This is a genomic window from Gemmatimonadota bacterium, assembly GCA_040388535.1.
In the GTDB taxonomy this organism is placed as follows: domain Bacteria; phylum Gemmatimonadota; class Gemmatimonadetes; order Gemmatimonadales; family GWC2-71-9; genus Palsa-1233.
In genome coordinates this window covers 157357-172609 of the sequence record JAZKBR010000007.1, presented here as the reverse complement: position 1 = coordinate 172609, position 15253 = coordinate 157357, and the positions used below count along the sequence as shown (strand labels likewise).

At 66.5% G+C, this 15253-nt stretch carries 11 protein-coding genes; 4 read left to right on the top strand and 7 right to left on the bottom strand.

Translation table 11 applies throughout. The annotated features are described in order from the left end of the window. Window positions 1-16: 16 nt before the first annotated feature. Both V4558_14140 and V4558_14135 read right to left on the bottom strand, forming a co-directional pair. Complete coding sequence (locus tag V4558_14140; protein MES2306646.1) at window positions 17-2632, bottom strand: glycoside hydrolase family 3 N-terminal domain-containing protein; 2616 nt, start codon at window positions 2630-2632, stop codon at window positions 17-19. Between the two features lie 64 nt (window positions 2633-2696). Then, the gene (locus tag V4558_14135) at window positions 2697-3350 is read right to left on the bottom strand and encodes an OmpA family protein (GenBank protein MES2306645.1); all 654 of its coding nucleotides are present in this window, start codon (window positions 3348-3350) and stop codon (window positions 2697-2699) included. A 103-nt stretch (window positions 3351-3453) separates the two neighbouring features. Here V4558_14135 and iadA point away from each other — a divergent pair, with 103 nt between their 5' ends. Genes iadA through V4558_14115 form a run of 4 tightly spaced genes read left to right on the top strand, consistent with a single transcriptional unit; the run spans window position 3454 to window position 9892 of the window. Continuing rightward, window positions 3454-4620: a beta-aspartyl-peptidase gene (gene iadA / locus V4558_14130; protein ID MES2306644.1), complete on the top strand. Its 1167-nt coding sequence runs from the start codon at window positions 3454-3456 to the stop codon at window positions 4618-4620. After that, window positions 4617-5459, top strand: coding sequence for a cyanophycinase (locus V4558_14125; GenBank protein MES2306643.1), 843 nt, complete (start codon window positions 4617-4619; stop codon window positions 5457-5459). The genes iadA and V4558_14125 overlap by 4 nt, the downstream gene beginning before the upstream one ends. Window positions 5460-5480: 21 nt before the next feature. Next, entirely contained in the window at window positions 5481-8270 is a 2790-nt protein-coding gene (cphA, locus tag V4558_14120; protein MES2306642.1) for a cyanophycin synthetase, read from the top strand. Window positions 8271-8275: 5 nt separating this feature from the next. Further along, entirely contained in the window at window positions 8276-9892 is a 1617-nt protein-coding gene (locus V4558_14115; protein ID MES2306641.1) for a Mur ligase family protein, read from the top strand. Here the strand turns inward: V4558_14115 and V4558_14110 are convergent. From V4558_14110 to V4558_14090, 5 genes are all read right to left on the bottom strand, one after another. Then, a complete protein-coding gene (locus tag V4558_14110; GenBank protein MES2306640.1) occupies window positions 9889-11103 on the bottom strand; it encodes an HDOD domain-containing protein in 1215 nt (404 codons plus the stop codon). The two genes, V4558_14115 and V4558_14110, sit on opposite strands and share 4 nt — an antisense overlap. Window positions 11104-11131: 28 nt before the next feature. Then, window positions 11132-12466: an amino acid permease gene (locus V4558_14105; protein ID MES2306639.1), complete on the bottom strand. Its 1335-nt coding sequence runs from the start codon at window positions 12464-12466 to the stop codon at window positions 11132-11134. A gap of 4 nt (window positions 12467-12470) precedes the next feature. Beyond that, window positions 12471-13649, bottom strand: a complete 1179-nt coding sequence (locus tag V4558_14100) for a hypothetical protein (GenBank protein ID MES2306638.1) — start codon at window positions 13647-13649, stop codon at window positions 12471-12473. Window positions 13650-13677: 28 nt separating this feature from the next. After that, entirely contained in the window at window positions 13678-14316 is a 639-nt protein-coding gene (locus V4558_14095) for a DUF4082 domain-containing protein (GenBank protein ID MES2306637.1), read from the bottom strand. Between the two features lie 213 nt (window positions 14317-14529). After that, window positions 14530-15195: an ROK family protein gene (locus V4558_14090; GenBank protein ID MES2306636.1), complete on the bottom strand. Its 666-nt coding sequence runs from the start codon at window positions 15193-15195 to the stop codon at window positions 14530-14532. Window positions 15196-15253: the final 58 nt, after the last annotated feature.

The window sequence follows — 15253 nt, the reverse complement described above, 5'->3', positions numbered from 1 at the left end:
ACTCCAGTCGGGGGTGCTATCTGATGTCGAGGGTGCCCCGGAGTCGGAGGTCAGCGGAAGAGGCGCCCACGAGAATGACGAATCGGCCCCGTTCCACGACACGCTTGAGCGACGGATCCAGGATGGCGAAACGCTCCGGGGGGAGCCGGAGTACCACATCGCGAGACTCGCCCGCCTTGAGTCGAAACCGTGTGAATCCGGCCAATGCCAGCACTGGCCGAGCGACCCGCGAGACCTGGGTGCGGAGGTAGAGCTGGGCCACTTCATCGCCATCGCGAGTGCCGGTGTTCGTGATCCGGAATCTGACGGTTATCGAATCGCCGCGTTGCGCACTGGCGGGGACCACCAGTCCGCTGTATTCAAAGTGTGTATAACTGAGCCCGTGTCCGAAGGGAAAGAGTGGCCGTCCACTGAGGTCGGCGTAGTCATCGCCTCGCCCGGTCGGGAGATGCCAGTAGCTCAACGGCAGCTGACCTTCGGATAGCGGGAAGGTGATCGGCAGCCGACCGGCCGGATTGCTTCTTCCGAAGAGGGCATCAGCGACGGCACTCCCCCCGGTCTCGCCTGGGTACCACGCCAACAGAACCGCGCCGACCTTGCCGACCCACTCCGACATCGTGATCGCGCTGCCCCCGATGAGCACCACGGCAAACGGGCGCCCGGTGGCAGCCACTGCGCGGATCAGTTCTTCCTGATGCCCCGGCAGGCGCAGCGAGGCGCGATCGCGAAACTCACCTTCCTCGATCCCGGCAACAATCACGGTGGCATCACTGCTCCGTGCGCTTGCGACGGCTCGTGCGATGGCGGCTTGCCACGCTGCTCCCTGGCCGCGGCGCCACTGCAACCGGATCTGTCCGGCACCGCTATTCTCGAAATATTCCAGTCGCAGCCGGTAGCGATGCCCGGGGGTGAGCGCGGCGCTGTCGCTGTGGAATGATTCCTTGCGCCATCGATCTACCACGAGCACATCATCGAGATAGAGGCGGTAGCCGTCGTCACCGGTCACGACCAGTGACGTCGACTCGCCGAGCGGTGCCGTGAAGTCGCCTTGCCACCGCGCCGAGTACCAGCCGTAAGCGAGCGTGGAATCCGGGCCGCCGAAGGGCCACGAAAAATTCACGTTGCGGTCGGTGCGGTGAACCCGCGCCGACCCAGTGAGGGCGATGTTATCGAAATACTCTGCTGACAGCCCGGCGCCGAAAGTGGAATCAGGAATCGCAGCAAGGTCGCCAGAAAGACGTGGCACGCCTGGTTCGTAGCGGATCGCTCCTTCGGCGGGGAGGATGCTCCGCAGCCCGGTGAGAATGCTCTCACGATTCGCTCCCGGGCCGCTGTAGCCGCCGAGGCGCGCCTCGGCCGCGTCCGCACCGATAACAGCGAGTGTGCGCACCGCGGATGAGAAGGGAAGGGTATTGCCCTCGTTCCGCAGCAAGGTGAGTGACGCGGCCGCCGCCTCACGCGCGAGCTCGTGTGACGCTGCGTTCGGCCCGACGACACTGTCCACGGCCACATAGGGATGTTCGAAGAGGCCGAGCTCGAACTTCGCGCGGAGCACTCGCGATACCGCGGCGTCAATCGCAGCCGCGGGGATGCTACCATCGTGGAAAGCCGGCCAGAAGAGTTGCCGATGCGCGACCGAAGTCTGGAAGATCACATCGAGGCCGGCCGGAATCGCCCGCGCCCCGGCCTCTGCGTAACTGCCGGCCGTGTTGTGGAGCACATTCGCCCCGCCCACTCCACCGGCGTCCGAAATGACGAAGCCGTTGAATCCCCAGCGCTGGCGCAGCACCTCCGTCAACAGCCAGTGGCTCGCCGAGGCGGGTTCGCCATCGACCGAGTTGTACGCCGCCATGATCGAGCGCGCCCCCGCTTGCCGGATCGCGGCCTCGAACGGGGCGAAGACGGTCTCCTCCATCCAGCGCCGACCGCTGTTGACCGGGTAGCTGTCGCGGCCGCCGTCGCCGACGTTGGACACGAAATGCTTTGGTGTGGTGATGACTCCGCGCCGTTCGAAGGGAGCAATGAAGGCGACCGCCATCGCGCTGGTGAGCAGCGGATCCTCGCCGTAGCTCTCCTCGGTCCGGCCCCAGCGCACATCAGTGGCGAGGTTGATCACCGGGGAGAGGATCTGGCGCACCCCGCGACTCGCGGCCTCGCCCGCAATCGTCGTACTCACGCGCCGCATCAGAGCGGTATCCCAGCTCGCGGCGAGACCAATGGCCTGCGGAAAGACGGTCGCCCCCGGCAGAGTGAGCCCGTGCAGACCTTCCTCGAAGAAGATCACCGGGATGCCGAGGCGCGTGCGCTCGACGAAATAGCGTTGCAGCGTGTTGACCTGGGTGGCGTATTCGGTGGCATCGGGGTGGAGCGAGTCGGCGGCGGGGCCGCGCCACTGGATGCCGAAGAGGCCGTCGCGGACCGAGTCGCGTGCCGGATCAACGTTGGCGGCGACGGCGAAGAGCTGTCCGAATTTTTCTTCGGGGGTCATTCGGCTCAGTAGATCGGCGACCCGGTTCTCGATTGGCGCCGAGGCGTCGCGATAGAGCGGTGCGCGCGCGCTGCAGGCGAGGAGCGCGAGCAGGCCGAGATACGCGACGAGCGGGCGCGGAGTCCGGGTGGGTCGGGAGCGCATGGCGGCTCGCAGTTCGGGAGGGGTTTCCCGAAAAGTAGCCGCCCCTGCGCCCCGGCCCGGAGTATTAGTTGGCGCTTGCCTTCGCTGCGGCCCGCGCCGCCGCATTGGCGTAGATCGCTACCTCGACCCGACGGTTGGCCATCCGGCCTGCGTCGGTGTCGTTCGAGGCAACCGGCTCGGACTCGCCCAGGCCGCGGGTGATGATCCGCGAATTCGCCACGCCCTGTGAAGTCAGGTAACTCGCCGCCGAACGTGCGCGACGCTCGGAGAGGGCTTGGTTATAGCTATCGCTCCCCTGCGCGTCGGTATGCCCGATGATCTGCAGGTCGGAATCGGGGAACTTGTCGAGTGAGAGCGCGAGCTCACGGAGATTCGTGCGGGCATCCGCCTTGACGACATCCGAGTCGAAGTCATAGAGCAAGCCGCTGTCGAAGGTGACCTGGATCCCTTCGCCGACGCGCTCGATCTTGGCGCCCTTGATGTTCTGCTCGAGTTCCTTCGCCTGCCGGTCCATCTTGGCGCCGATCAGGGCCCCGGCGGCACCGCCCACCACTGCGCCGATGATGGCACCCCGGGCAGTCGAGCCGGTGGCCTTGCCAATCGCGCCGCCGACCACTGCGCCGCCACCCGCCCCGATGACCGCTCCGGTCTGGGACTTGGTGGCGCAGCCGGCGAGAAGGAGCACGGCCACGGCGAGCCGGTTCTGTCTGATGTTCATTTCGATCTCCTGTTCTGGTGGGTGTCTCAGCCCGGGGGACGAAGGCCGCGCCCGATCGCCCACAACCGGGAGCACCGCGCCCCCGGCTAGATTCTCTGCCGTGATGCAACTCCTCCTCAATGCCGATCTCTATGCCCCCGAGGCGGTCGGAACCCGTCACCTCCTTATCGGCGCGGGCAGGATCCTCTGGATCGGTGAGACCCAGCCGTCGCTTCCGGCCTCCCTCGGCGTCGAAAGCCGCGACCTGGCCGGTGCCCGACTGATTCCGGGGCTCATCGACGCCCACGTCCACCTCACCGGTGGCGGTGGCGAAGCGGGGCCAGGGACCAAGGTCCCACCGCTGGGACTCTCCCGCTTCACCCGCCACGGTATCACCTCGGTCGTGGGATTGCTGGGCACCGACGACGCCACCCGCCACCCGGCCGAATTGGTCGCGGCGGTTCACGGTTTGCGCGCCGAGGGACTTTCGGCGTGGTGCTGGACGGCCGGGTACCACGTGCCGCCGGTCACCATCACTGGCACCGTGCGCGGCGACATTGCGACGATCGATTGCATTATCGGCCTCAAGAGTGCCATCAGCGATCATCGCTCGAGTCAGCCCACGCTCGACGAGTTCCTGCGGCTCGCAAGCGAAGCGCACGTTGGCGGGCTGATGTCGGGGAAGGCCGGCGTGATGCACCTGCACGTCGGCGACGGCCCGCGCGGCCTCGAGCTCATCCGTCAGGCGATCGCGACCAGTGAGCTGCCACCGCGAGTCTTCAATCCGACCCACGTGAATCGCCGCCGCGCACTCTTCGAGGAAGCAATTGCTCTCGCGCACGGCGGATCTCGCATCGATGTCACCGCTTTCCCGGTCGCCCCCGACGAAGACGCCTGGGATGCCGCGACCGCAGTGGTCCGCTACCTCGACAGCGGCGCACCACTCGAGCGACTTTCGGTGAGTTCCGACGGTGGTGGATGTCTGCCGGTCTTCGGCGACGATGGTCGGGTCGTCTCGATGGGAATCGGTGAGCCGGGCGCGCTGGCCGAGACGCTGCGTGTCCTGCTGGGGCGTGGGGTGCCGCTCGGCGTGGCGCTGGCACCGTTCACGAGTTCTCCCGCGAGGTTGTTGCGCCTTTCCTCCAAGGGGCATATTTCGACAGGAATGGATGCCGATCTGGTGGTGCTCGACCCTGACGGAGGAATACACGACGTGATGTGTGGTGGAACCTGGCACGTCCTTGGCGGCGCGCTGCAGCGGGCCGGAAACTTCGAGGGCGTCAACCTGTGAGCCCGGCCCGGGTGCCCGCCGGCGAACAGCGCGGCTGGATCGTGCCGATCGGCGGTGCCGAGGCGAAGGAAGGCAATCCGCTGATCCTCGAACGCTTCGTGCAGCTCTGCGGTGGGCGCGATGCTCAGATCGGCGTGATCCCGACGGCATCGCAACTCTCCGACACTGGCGCGCGCTATGAAGCGCTCTTCCGAGATCTCGGCGCATCGGATGTGGTGGTGATGGATTTCGATACCCGCCGCGACTGCGAAGAGGCCGGTCGGCTCGCCGATCTCGCGCGCTGCGACGGCATCTTCCTCACCGGTGGCAACCAGCTCCGGCTCTCGACCCTGCTCGGCGGGACGTCGGTTTCGCGGCTGCTGCGTACCTTGAACGCCAGTGGCGCGAACATCGCCGGGACATCGGCAGGAGCCGCGTTTCTCTCCGAGCACATGATCGCATTCGGAGCCGAAGGTGCGTCACCGCAGGCGCGTGGCGTGACACTCGCGCCGGGGCTGGGCCTGACCAATCGCGTGATCATCGATCAGCACTTCCGTCAGCGCGACCGGCTTGGTCGGCTGCTGAGTGCGCTCGCATACAACCCCTTCGCGATCGGCCTCGGGCTCGACGAAGACACCGCCGCCTTCATCGGGCCGGATGAGACCGTGGAAGTCGAGGGAAGCGGCTCCGTGACGGTGCTGGATTGTGGTGGCCTGAAGTTTTCCTCGATGGATCGCGTCCAGGAAAACGAGCCGGTCTCGCTGCTCGGCATCCAGTTGCATATCCTCACCCGCGGCGCCCAGTTCAATCTGCACACGCGCGAAGCTGCCGCCGGATCGCTGGCCACCAGCAAGAGCTGAGTACCTCCCCGAGGGGACGACATGAAGATTCTCGATCGCGCGGTCTACGTCGGCCCCTCGCTCTATGCGCACTTCCCGGTCATCCGGCTCCGACTCGACCTCGGTGCACTCGAGGCGTGGCCGACGAGCCGGCTTGGCGCACCATTCATCGACCGGTTGCTCGAAGCGCTTCCCGGCCTCCGCGAACACGGCTGCAGCTATGGCGAGCCGGGCGGCTTCGTCCGTCGCCTCACCGAGGATGAAGGGACCTGGCTCGGGCACGTGCTCGAGCACGTCGCCATCGAACTGCAGAATGTCGCCGGGATCAAGGTCACCTTCGGGAAGACGCGTGGTGCCGGGGTCGATGGCGTCTACGACGTCGTCTACGAATACGAACAGCGCGATGAAGGTCTCGAGGCGGGCGAACTCGCCCTTCGCTTCCTGCTCTCGCTTCTTCCCGATGCCTGTCGGCCCGCGAATGCCGTTCCCGCAGACTGGGACTTCGCCACCGAGCGCGACGCCTACATCCGTTTTGCCCAGCGCCGCGCGCTCGGGCCCAGCACCGGCTCGCTCGTGCACGCGGCCGAAGCGCGCGACATCCCGTGGATGCGCCTGAATTCGTTCTCGCTGGTGCAGCTCGGGCTCGGCAAGTATCAGCAACGGATTCAGGCCACGGTGACTGGGCGCACTTCACACATCGCCGTCGAACTCGCCAGCGACAAGGAAGAGACGAACAAGCTCCTCGGTGCGCTCGGCCTTCCGGTGCCGAGGCAGGAGCTGGTCCAGAGTGCCGATGAGGCGGCTCGCGCGGCACGCCGCGTCGGATTTCCGGTGGTGGTGAAGCCGTACAACGGCAACCACGGCCGCGGCATCGCCATTCACCTCACCACCGATGAGCAGGTCCGGGCGGCCTTCGCAGTGGCGCAGGAGATCTCGCGATCGGTCATCGTCGAGAGCTTCGTCACCGGCGATGACCACCGGTTGCTGGTGGTCGATGGTGTGCTGGTCGCTGCGACCAAGCGGACGCCGGGGCACGTGGTGGGGGATGGCCACTCGAGCGTGGCCGAACTGGTGAAGGAAGTGAATCGCGATCCGCGGCGCGGCATCGGTCACGAAAAGGTGCTGACGCGGCTGGAACTCGACGCCCAGGCCGAGCAGATGCTCGCGAAGCTCGATTTCACCTCGGCGAGTATCCCTGCGGCGGGTCAGGTAGTGCCGCTTCGCTCAACCGCGAACCTGTCGACCGGCGGTACCGCGACTGATGTTACGGATATCATCCACCCCGACAACGCCGAGATGGCGGTCCGGGCGATCAAGGCCGTCGGTCTCGATGTCGGCGGCGTGGACTTCCTGACGTCCGACATCAGCGAGAGCTACAAGTCCCATGGCGGCGGCATCTGCGAAGTGAACGCCGCACCGGGGTTCCGGATGCATTCGGCGCCGAGCGAGGGGCGACCGCGTGACGTGGCGGGTCCCGTCATCGAGATGCTCTTTCCGAAGGGGACGCCGAGCGTGGTGCCGATCGCCGCGGTGACGGGCACCAACGGCAAGACCACGACAGCGCGAATGCTCGCGCACATCTGCCAGATGGCCGGCTACACCCCCGGGCTCACGACCACTGACGGCGTCTATGTCAACGGTCAGCGTACCGTCGAGGGCGACATGACCGGCCCGACCTCGACGCGCATGGTACTCAGCGACCCGAGCATCGATATCGCCGTGCTCGAAGTGGCGCGCGGCGGCCTGTTGCGGGCAGGAATGGGCACGCGCTATGTCGACGTCGGCGCCGTGCTCAACGTGCGCGAGGACCACCTCGGACTCAAGGGGATCGATACCATCGAGCAACTCGCTGACGTCAAGCGCGTCGTGGTCGAAGTGGCTCGCGATACCGCGGTACTCAACGCCGATGATCCACTCGTGCTCAAGATGGCCGCCTATACCGAGTCGAAGCATCTCTGCTACGTGACCACCAATCCGGCGCACGAGCTCGTGCGCGAGCATATCCGCGCTGGCGGTCGCGCCTGCGCCCTGGAGGCCGGGGTCAACGGCGAGATGATCACGCTCTACGATCACGGAGCGCACATTCCTCTGCTCTGGACTCACCTGATCCCGGCCACGCTCGAGGGGCGCGCGTTGCACAACGTGCAGAACGCGATGTTCGCCGCGGTGATGGCCTTCTCGCTCGGGATCAAGCTCGACAGCATCCGGCAGGGGCTGCGGACCTTCGATACCTCGTTCTTCCAGGCGCCGGGGCGGATGAATGTCTACTCCGACCATCCGTTCCGGGTGATCATGGACTATGGCCACAACGCACACGCGGTTGGCGCGATGGTGGACCTGGCGCGTCGACTCGACGTCAAGGGGAAGCGCATTGTGGTGGTGGCCGCACCCGGCGATCGTCGTGATGAGGACATTCGCGCTATCGCCACGGCGGTCGCCGGTGCGTTCGATCAATACATCTGCCGTCGCGATGACTCGCTGCGTGGACGCGATGGTGATGAAATCCCGCGGATGCTTGCGCGGACGCTCGTCGCCGCCGGGGTGCCCGCCGAGCGCATCACCGAGATTCCCGACGAGCAGCTCGCCATCGATCACGCCCTCCGATCGGCCAAGGTCGGCGACCTGGTGCTGATCTTCGCGGACTCGTTGCAGCGTTCGTGGGATCAGGTGACCGGCTTCCGCGCCGATGGCAGCGAACCCGCCGCGCGCACCACCGGTGAATTCCCGGTGGTCCCGCTTCCGCTGCGCCGCGAGGAGCGCATCCCGCTCGAAGGGGCAACGTTGATTCGCGATGAACGCGGGGTGCGACTCGCACGAGAGAGCGACGACTGACCGCCGTGGATTCTCCGCTCTCCGACACACCGGATTTCAGCGACTCGCGACGACTCTTCGGCCCCAGTCTCTGGCTCGACCTGCCGGGTGTCGTGCTCGAAGGGACCGCGCCACCCGACGCGGCGGCCACGATTGCATCTGCCTGGGAGCAGACGGTTCGCCGACTGCTCCAGGCCCTGGGCTGGCCGGTGCCGCATCTGGTGGCCGAGCAGCGTGCCGGGCACCTGATGCTCGCCTTTACGGCCCCCGGTGACCGGCTCCTCACCGCTACCGAGGTCAACGAGTGGGCGTGGGCGGATGCGGTGCGTCGCGCGGGGTTTGCACCGCTGCCCCCGCTCCTCTCGCCTGGTGATTTGCCGCGTGACGAAGCGGGCGCCATCGCCCAGCTCGCCGCAATGGCGGAGGCCGAGATCCTCGCTCCCAGCAACGATCTCGCGATCGTCGCGCACGCCGATCGTCACGTGGCGCTCGTCACCGGATCCAACGGCAAGACCACGACGACTCGCCTCATCGCGGCGATGATGACGGCACACGGCTGGCGAACCGGCTGGTGCTGCACTGACGGCGTCTTCATCGCGGGCGAAGCGGTGGAGGTTGGTGACTGGTCGGGCCCGGCCGGAGCGCAACGCGTCATTGCCGACCCGGCCGTGCAGGGTGCCGTGCTCGAGACGGCGCGCGGTGGCATCCTGCGGCGCGGGCTCGGGGTGCTCGGCGTTGATGTGGCGGTGGTCACCAACATCGAAGCGGATCATTTCGGCGAGTACGGCATCACCTCGCTGGCCGATCTTGCCACGGTCAAACTCGTGGCGGCCAAGGGGCTCCGTCGCGATGGTGTGCTGGTGCTGAACGGCGATGACCCGACTCTGCTCGACAGCGCATTGCCAACCGAGCATGCCGCCGTCTGGTTTTCCCCGAGTGGAGCTGCGGTCACCACTCGCACCCACCAGGTCGCCGCGTGGCGCGATGGCGATCGACTGCTACTCGACGATGCCAGCGGCCGTCACGATCTCGGTGCGATCACCGCGATGCCACTCACCGTTGGAGGCAGTGCCAGCTATAACGTCGCCAACGCCCTTGCCGCGTCACTCGCCGCCAGCCGACTCGGCGTCGCACCGGCCACGATTGCCGAAGTGCTGCGCACCTTTGGTGTCCGGCCCGCGGACAATGCCGGCCGGCTGGGCAGGTACCGCTTCGATGGCATCGAAGTCCTGCTCGACTATGCCCACAACCCGACCGGGCTCGCAGGTCTCCTCGCCGTGGCACGATCGCAGGCCCCGGCGCGGCTGCTGCTGTTGCTGGGTCAGGCAGGCAACCGCGGCGACGACGCCATCGCGGCACTCGCCCGGGCGGCGTGGGACGCGCGGCCGGATCGGATCATCATCAAGGAGCTGGAAGGGTACCGTCGCGGGCGCGATGTCGGCGAGGTTCCCGCGCTGATCCACGACGAACTCCGCCGTCTCGGCGCCGCGGAGGATCAGCTGGTAACGGTGCTCGACGAAGTGGATGCGGTGGTGGAGGCGTTGCGGTGGGCCAGGGTCGGAGACCTGCTGGTGCTCCCCGTTCACGGCCTCGACGCGCGCGCCCGGGTCATCGCACTGCTCGAGGCGCGCGTCTCAGGTTAGAGCGAAGCGAAGATCTCGTCGACCCAGGCGATCGACTTGGTGTATGCCGCCGGGAGTTCCTCGGAATCGAGCCCGCGTTCGGCGGCGAGCGATTCAGCCCGCGAGAAATCACCCTGATCGTAGGCGGTGACCATCGCGAGGCACTCGCCCAGCGCCGTGGCCTCACCCCGCAGCGCTTCGCGGACATCCTCGCTCAGTGACATCTCCTGCAGCAACTCCGGCAGCGGCCGATCGAGCAGGGCGTCGATGGTCGAGAGGAGCCCGACCAGGAAGAAGTCGCCGCGTCGGTCGACGTTCGGCAGTCGCGCACCGACTTCTTCGCAGAACTGGGCTCGCACCAGCGACGTGGTCACCAGTTCCATCGGCTTGTCGTCGCCGATCATCGTGAGCACCACGAGCGAGGCCCACTTTCGCGCCGCTTTCTCGCCCAGAATCCGCAACGCCTGGTTGATGCTGGTGACCTCGTGGCGCCAGCCGAAGCTCGCCGAGCGGAGGAAGCGCAGCAACTTTACCGACAGTGAGACTTCCTGCTGGATCAGTTCCTCGAGTCGCGGAAAGTCGAGCTCCGGCCGGTTCATCTCCGCGATCAGGCGCGCCATGTTCCCCTTGAACGGCGCGAGATCCTTCCCCTTCATCATCTCCGGCTTGCAGAAGAAGTAGCCCTGGAAGAGATCGTAGCCGGCATCGAGTGCCATCGCGAAATCTTCGTAGGTCTCGACCTTCTCCGCGAGCATCACGATTCCGCGCGGCTTGAAGCGCTGCACCAGTTCGGCGCGTTCCGCCACCGGTGTCGCGAGGAAGTCGATCTTGATGATGTCGGCGTACTCTACCAGCGCTTCATACTCTGGCGAGGCGACGAAGTCATCGAGGGCGAGCTGGTACCCCGCCGCCTTGAGGGCAGCGCAGGCGGCGATGACTTCTTCATCCGGGCTGACCCACTCGAGCACCTCGATGACGGCGCTCTCGACTGGCAATGAACGCCACTGCTCCTCCACCAGCAGTCTGCGCGAGGCATTGAAGAAGCCGCGCCGGTCGCCGAGGAGAGCATCGAGGCCGAACCCCATCAGGGTCGTCCCCACCATCGAGAGGGAGGCGACCGTGGGGTCGGTGTTTCCGAAGGAATTCTGGAGGCCGGACCGGAAGAGCAACTCGTAGGCAACCACGCGACGGCCGCGGTCGAAGATGGGCTGCCTGGCGACGAAAATATCCATGCGAGAAGATAGCCGCCCGAAGCGCCTGTCAGCGCGCCGGGCGACCCCACGGGCGGCATTCGGGGCGCATCAGCCAGAACACCGGCACGCCGCTCAGGATCAGGGCCGAGCCCTTGAGCGCCTGGACCGGGTCGGCCCAGACACCGTTGATTACCATCACCAGCGCGGCAGTGAGGAAGAGCCCCGGCACGATCGGGTAACCCGGGGTGCGGAACGGGCGCGGCAAGTCGGGGCGGAGGCGACGGAGCCGGAAGAGCCCGACCGCAGTCAGCACATAGAACGGCCACGATCCCAGAACGTACGCACCGGCCAGTTCCTCGAAGGTGTTGGTGGTGAGGTAGACCACGCCGAGCACGCAGGTCACCGCGACCGCGATGCCCGGGGTTTCGAATTCCGGGTGAACCGCCGCGAGGCGTCGCAACGCGGGCGTGTCACGACCCAGGGCGAAGAGCATTCGCGGCGCACTCAACATCGTGGCGTGCATTGATCCGAAGGTCGCCACCACCACGAGGAGGGCGATCAGCGAGCCACCCACATTCCCGAAGGCGCGCGTCGCCGCATCAGCGGCCACCGTCTTCGACGCGGCGATCTCGGCCATCGGGAGCGCGTGCAGGTATGCCGCGTTGATCGCGAGGAAGAGCAGCACGACGAAGCTGACACCGCCAAAGAGCACCCGGGGCATCACTCGCTCGGCATTGCGCACTTCACCGGCGATGGAGGTGGATGAGCCCCAGCCGGAAAAGGTCCACATCACTGTCACGAGCGCGAGCCCGAAGCCGTGCAGCGTCGAGGGCGCAGCTGCCACCGTGTTGCTCGAGGCCGAGGTGGGCACCACGAGGAAGATGCCGATGACCATCGCCCCGAGCGCCAGGACCTTGGCCGCGCTGAGGAGAGTCGCGATCACGCCGCTCGCCGCCACGGAGCGGTAGTTGACCGCGCTCACGACCACAATCAAAGACATTGCCACAAGCCGTTCGTGCGGCGCGGTCACCGGAATCAGGGTGCCGAGGTAGGCAGCGAAGACGAGCCCGAGCGCGCCGAGTGCGACGGGCCGCAGCAGAAAGACCGTGGTCCAGGCAAAGACGAAGGCCGACATTTCGCCGGTGCCTTCGCGGAGCTGGATGTAGTGTCCGCCGGGGACTGGGAACATCGCTGTGAACTCACCCACCACCAGCGCGCCCGCGAGGGCGAGCAGGCCGCCGACGACCCAGACCAGCATGAAGAGCCCGGGTGAACCGAGGTGACCCGCGACCGACGAGGGAATCCTGAAGATGCCGCTCCCGACCATGATGCCGACGATCGTGCCGGTTGCCGCGAGGGTGCCGAGTCGTCGAGGCAGGATGCCGGTGGCGGACGCGGTCATTCGATCACCTCTGGGCGGCGGGGGGGCGGAGTCGCAGGGTGCGGGCGAGCTTCATCAGGGAACGGCGCGTGTCGTAGCGACGGATCGACTGGTTGATGGCCCGCACGATCTCGGGGCGCTCGCGATCGATCGCGAGTTCACGCACGCGCTCCATCTGGCCGCGGTCGAGATCCTGTCGCAGGCGTAACCCGGCCAGCGCCGCCACGCTCCACGCATCGCGCGGAAACGAAACGCAACGATCGCGCAGTCCGAGGATCTCGAATACGGTCAGCGTGCGCAGGCACTTCTCGCAGCGGCCGCAATTCGAATCGGAGCGCCCCATCCAGCAGACACGCAACTCCCGCATCGCCAGGTCCGACGCGGCGACTGATGCAGCCTTGGCCATTCGCCTCGCGACCGCGCCGTCGTTGCGCAGATCGATGCGGGAGGTCGAGAGCAGGGGATCGACGAGCGGATGCGTGCCCCACGGCCGATTGGATTTGTAGGGAATGCTCGATGGCAGCAGCACCCGCTGAAAACGCGACTCGATGGCGTAGGCGACGGCGGCGAGCGCCGATGCCTGTCCGAGCCGGCCCCAGTTGGTGCGCTGCCAGCTCGACTCGCGCAAGTTGGTGGCGATCGGAACGAGTTCCTTGCCCAGCGCCGCTGCGATCGCGGAGTTCCGCGCGGAGAGTCGATCGAAGGCCGCCGGGTTCTCGAGCGGAATGTCGAAGCCCCAGATGGTGATCAGGTCGTCGATCTGAAGGCGATGGTGCGCGCCGCCGCCAGGTTCGTGTCGGAGCAGGGTGTAAAACGAATCGAGTCCGGCACTGAAAAAGGTTCCGGTGCGGGCCGTGAAGTCCGGCGTGCCGGCGGGGAGCAGGTCGGTCTCGATCGCCACTGGTTCGGCGACACCGGGATACCACCCCTTCCATACCTGCATCAGCGCATCGACCCCTTCGCGCAGGGCGGGGTCGACCGGGAGGCAGAGTTCGAGTGGCTCCTTGAGGGTGACCGCGAGGGGGAGCAGGCACGCGAGCCAGGGATTCCCTGTCACGCTCAGCTGGTCGCCGAGGCTGTCCGGGACGTCGAACCAGATCTCTTCACGCTGAGAGGGCGAGTCGCGAAAGACGACCTCCCCGACCAGACGGCGACGAGCCAGTCCGATCGGGGAGGTACGCAGCTCTACACGGGTCAGCTTCATCGGCGAATCCGCGGAGAGAGGGGTGTGCTCAGCTTCGCAGAATCTTCTTCCGGCGGCCGGCGGCGGCAAGGCCCGCAAGGCCGGTGGCCAGCAGCGACATCGTGGCCGGCTCGGGGGCGATGTCCTGCGGGTGGTTGGGGTTCTCTTCTAGGAAGTTCACCGCCAGCCAACCCGGGTTTCCTGCGTTCAGTCCGTTGCTGGTCGTCGGGAACACCAACGGGTCTCCGCCGGTCCACCAGTCGGTCCCGTAGGTGATCTTCGAGTCAAAGACCGTCCCGACAGAGTTGTTCAAGGGGTACAACTCATTGTGGCTCGCGCCCGAAATGATGTAGGAGCCGACGCCAAGATTGACCGGTGTGATCGTGGCGAACCGCCAGAACGAGATGAGCGGGTCGCTGCTGCTGACCGTCGCGCTAGCCAGGAGCGTCCCACCGCTCGTCCACAATCCGACCTCATGAGACTGGTTGAGACCATCTTTCCCGGCATCGTAGAACCCCAGGCCGCTCACGCTGAACGGCGTCAGCACGTTGAAGCTCCAGCCGAGAGAAAACCAGCCGTTGTTCGCGTCACTCGCCGAGGTGAAGTCCACCCCCAGCTGAGCTCGTGCAGCGGTCGGCGCCACGAGCAGTGCGAGGGCGAGAGCAGGGACCAGACGGAAGCGACGCATCGGAAACCTCGGTACCCAGGATTGTGGTGTCAGGCCAACACTTCGCAACGATCTGTTGCGCGTTCATCTGGCCACTATCCAAGGCAACTCGCGTGCTAGTCGGTCTTTTTTCTGTAAGTCGCTATAAGTCAACGGGTTGGCGCGCAACACCAGGGGCGAGAACGTGTGGCATCGCCACCGCACTCGCCCCGTTACTGCTACGAAAGCCGCTCTTCAGCCGTCGATTCCGCCGATATCCCAGAGCCGGAAGCCGCCGATGAAGGCGTTATCGTTGTCGCCGCGGCGAGCGCCCTCGGGGAGTTCCTCGACGTGCTCGACGTTACCCCCACCCAGCACCACATAATCGACCAGCGTAGCTGCCTGGAGCCTGCGGACGACCTCGACGAGCCGCCGGCGCCACTTGCGGTTCCCCATCCGTTTGCGGCCCGCGTTGCCGAGGTAATCCTCGAAGCTCTTCCGGCGCCGGTAGGGCAGGTGCGCGAGCTCGAGCGGGAAGCCGTGGTTGTCGAGCACCAGCGCACTGCCGAGCCCGGTGCCGAGTCCGAGGAAGAGCATTCGGCCGCCTTCGTAGCTGCCGATCGCCTGCATCAGGGCGTCGTTGACGACCTTCACCGGCAGGCCGAAGGCGCCGGCAAAGTCGAAGTTCACCCACCCTGGCCCGAGATTCTTCGGCTCGGCGACGGGGGTGTTCTTCGCGACGGGCCCGGGCACTCCGATGGAAATCGCATCGCAGCTCCAGTCGGCCGTCATCTCCTTCACCGCTGCGACCATCTGGTCGGGGGTCAGCTCCGGTCCTGATACGGCGGCACGGTGTTCGGTGCCGAAGTTAGTGGCGACCTTGATGTGGGAACCGCCGATATCGATCACGAGTACGCGCATCTGCTGCTCTCTCCTGAGTGGGCGAAGCCAGTGGGACGCCTCTAGGACGGCGGCGCCG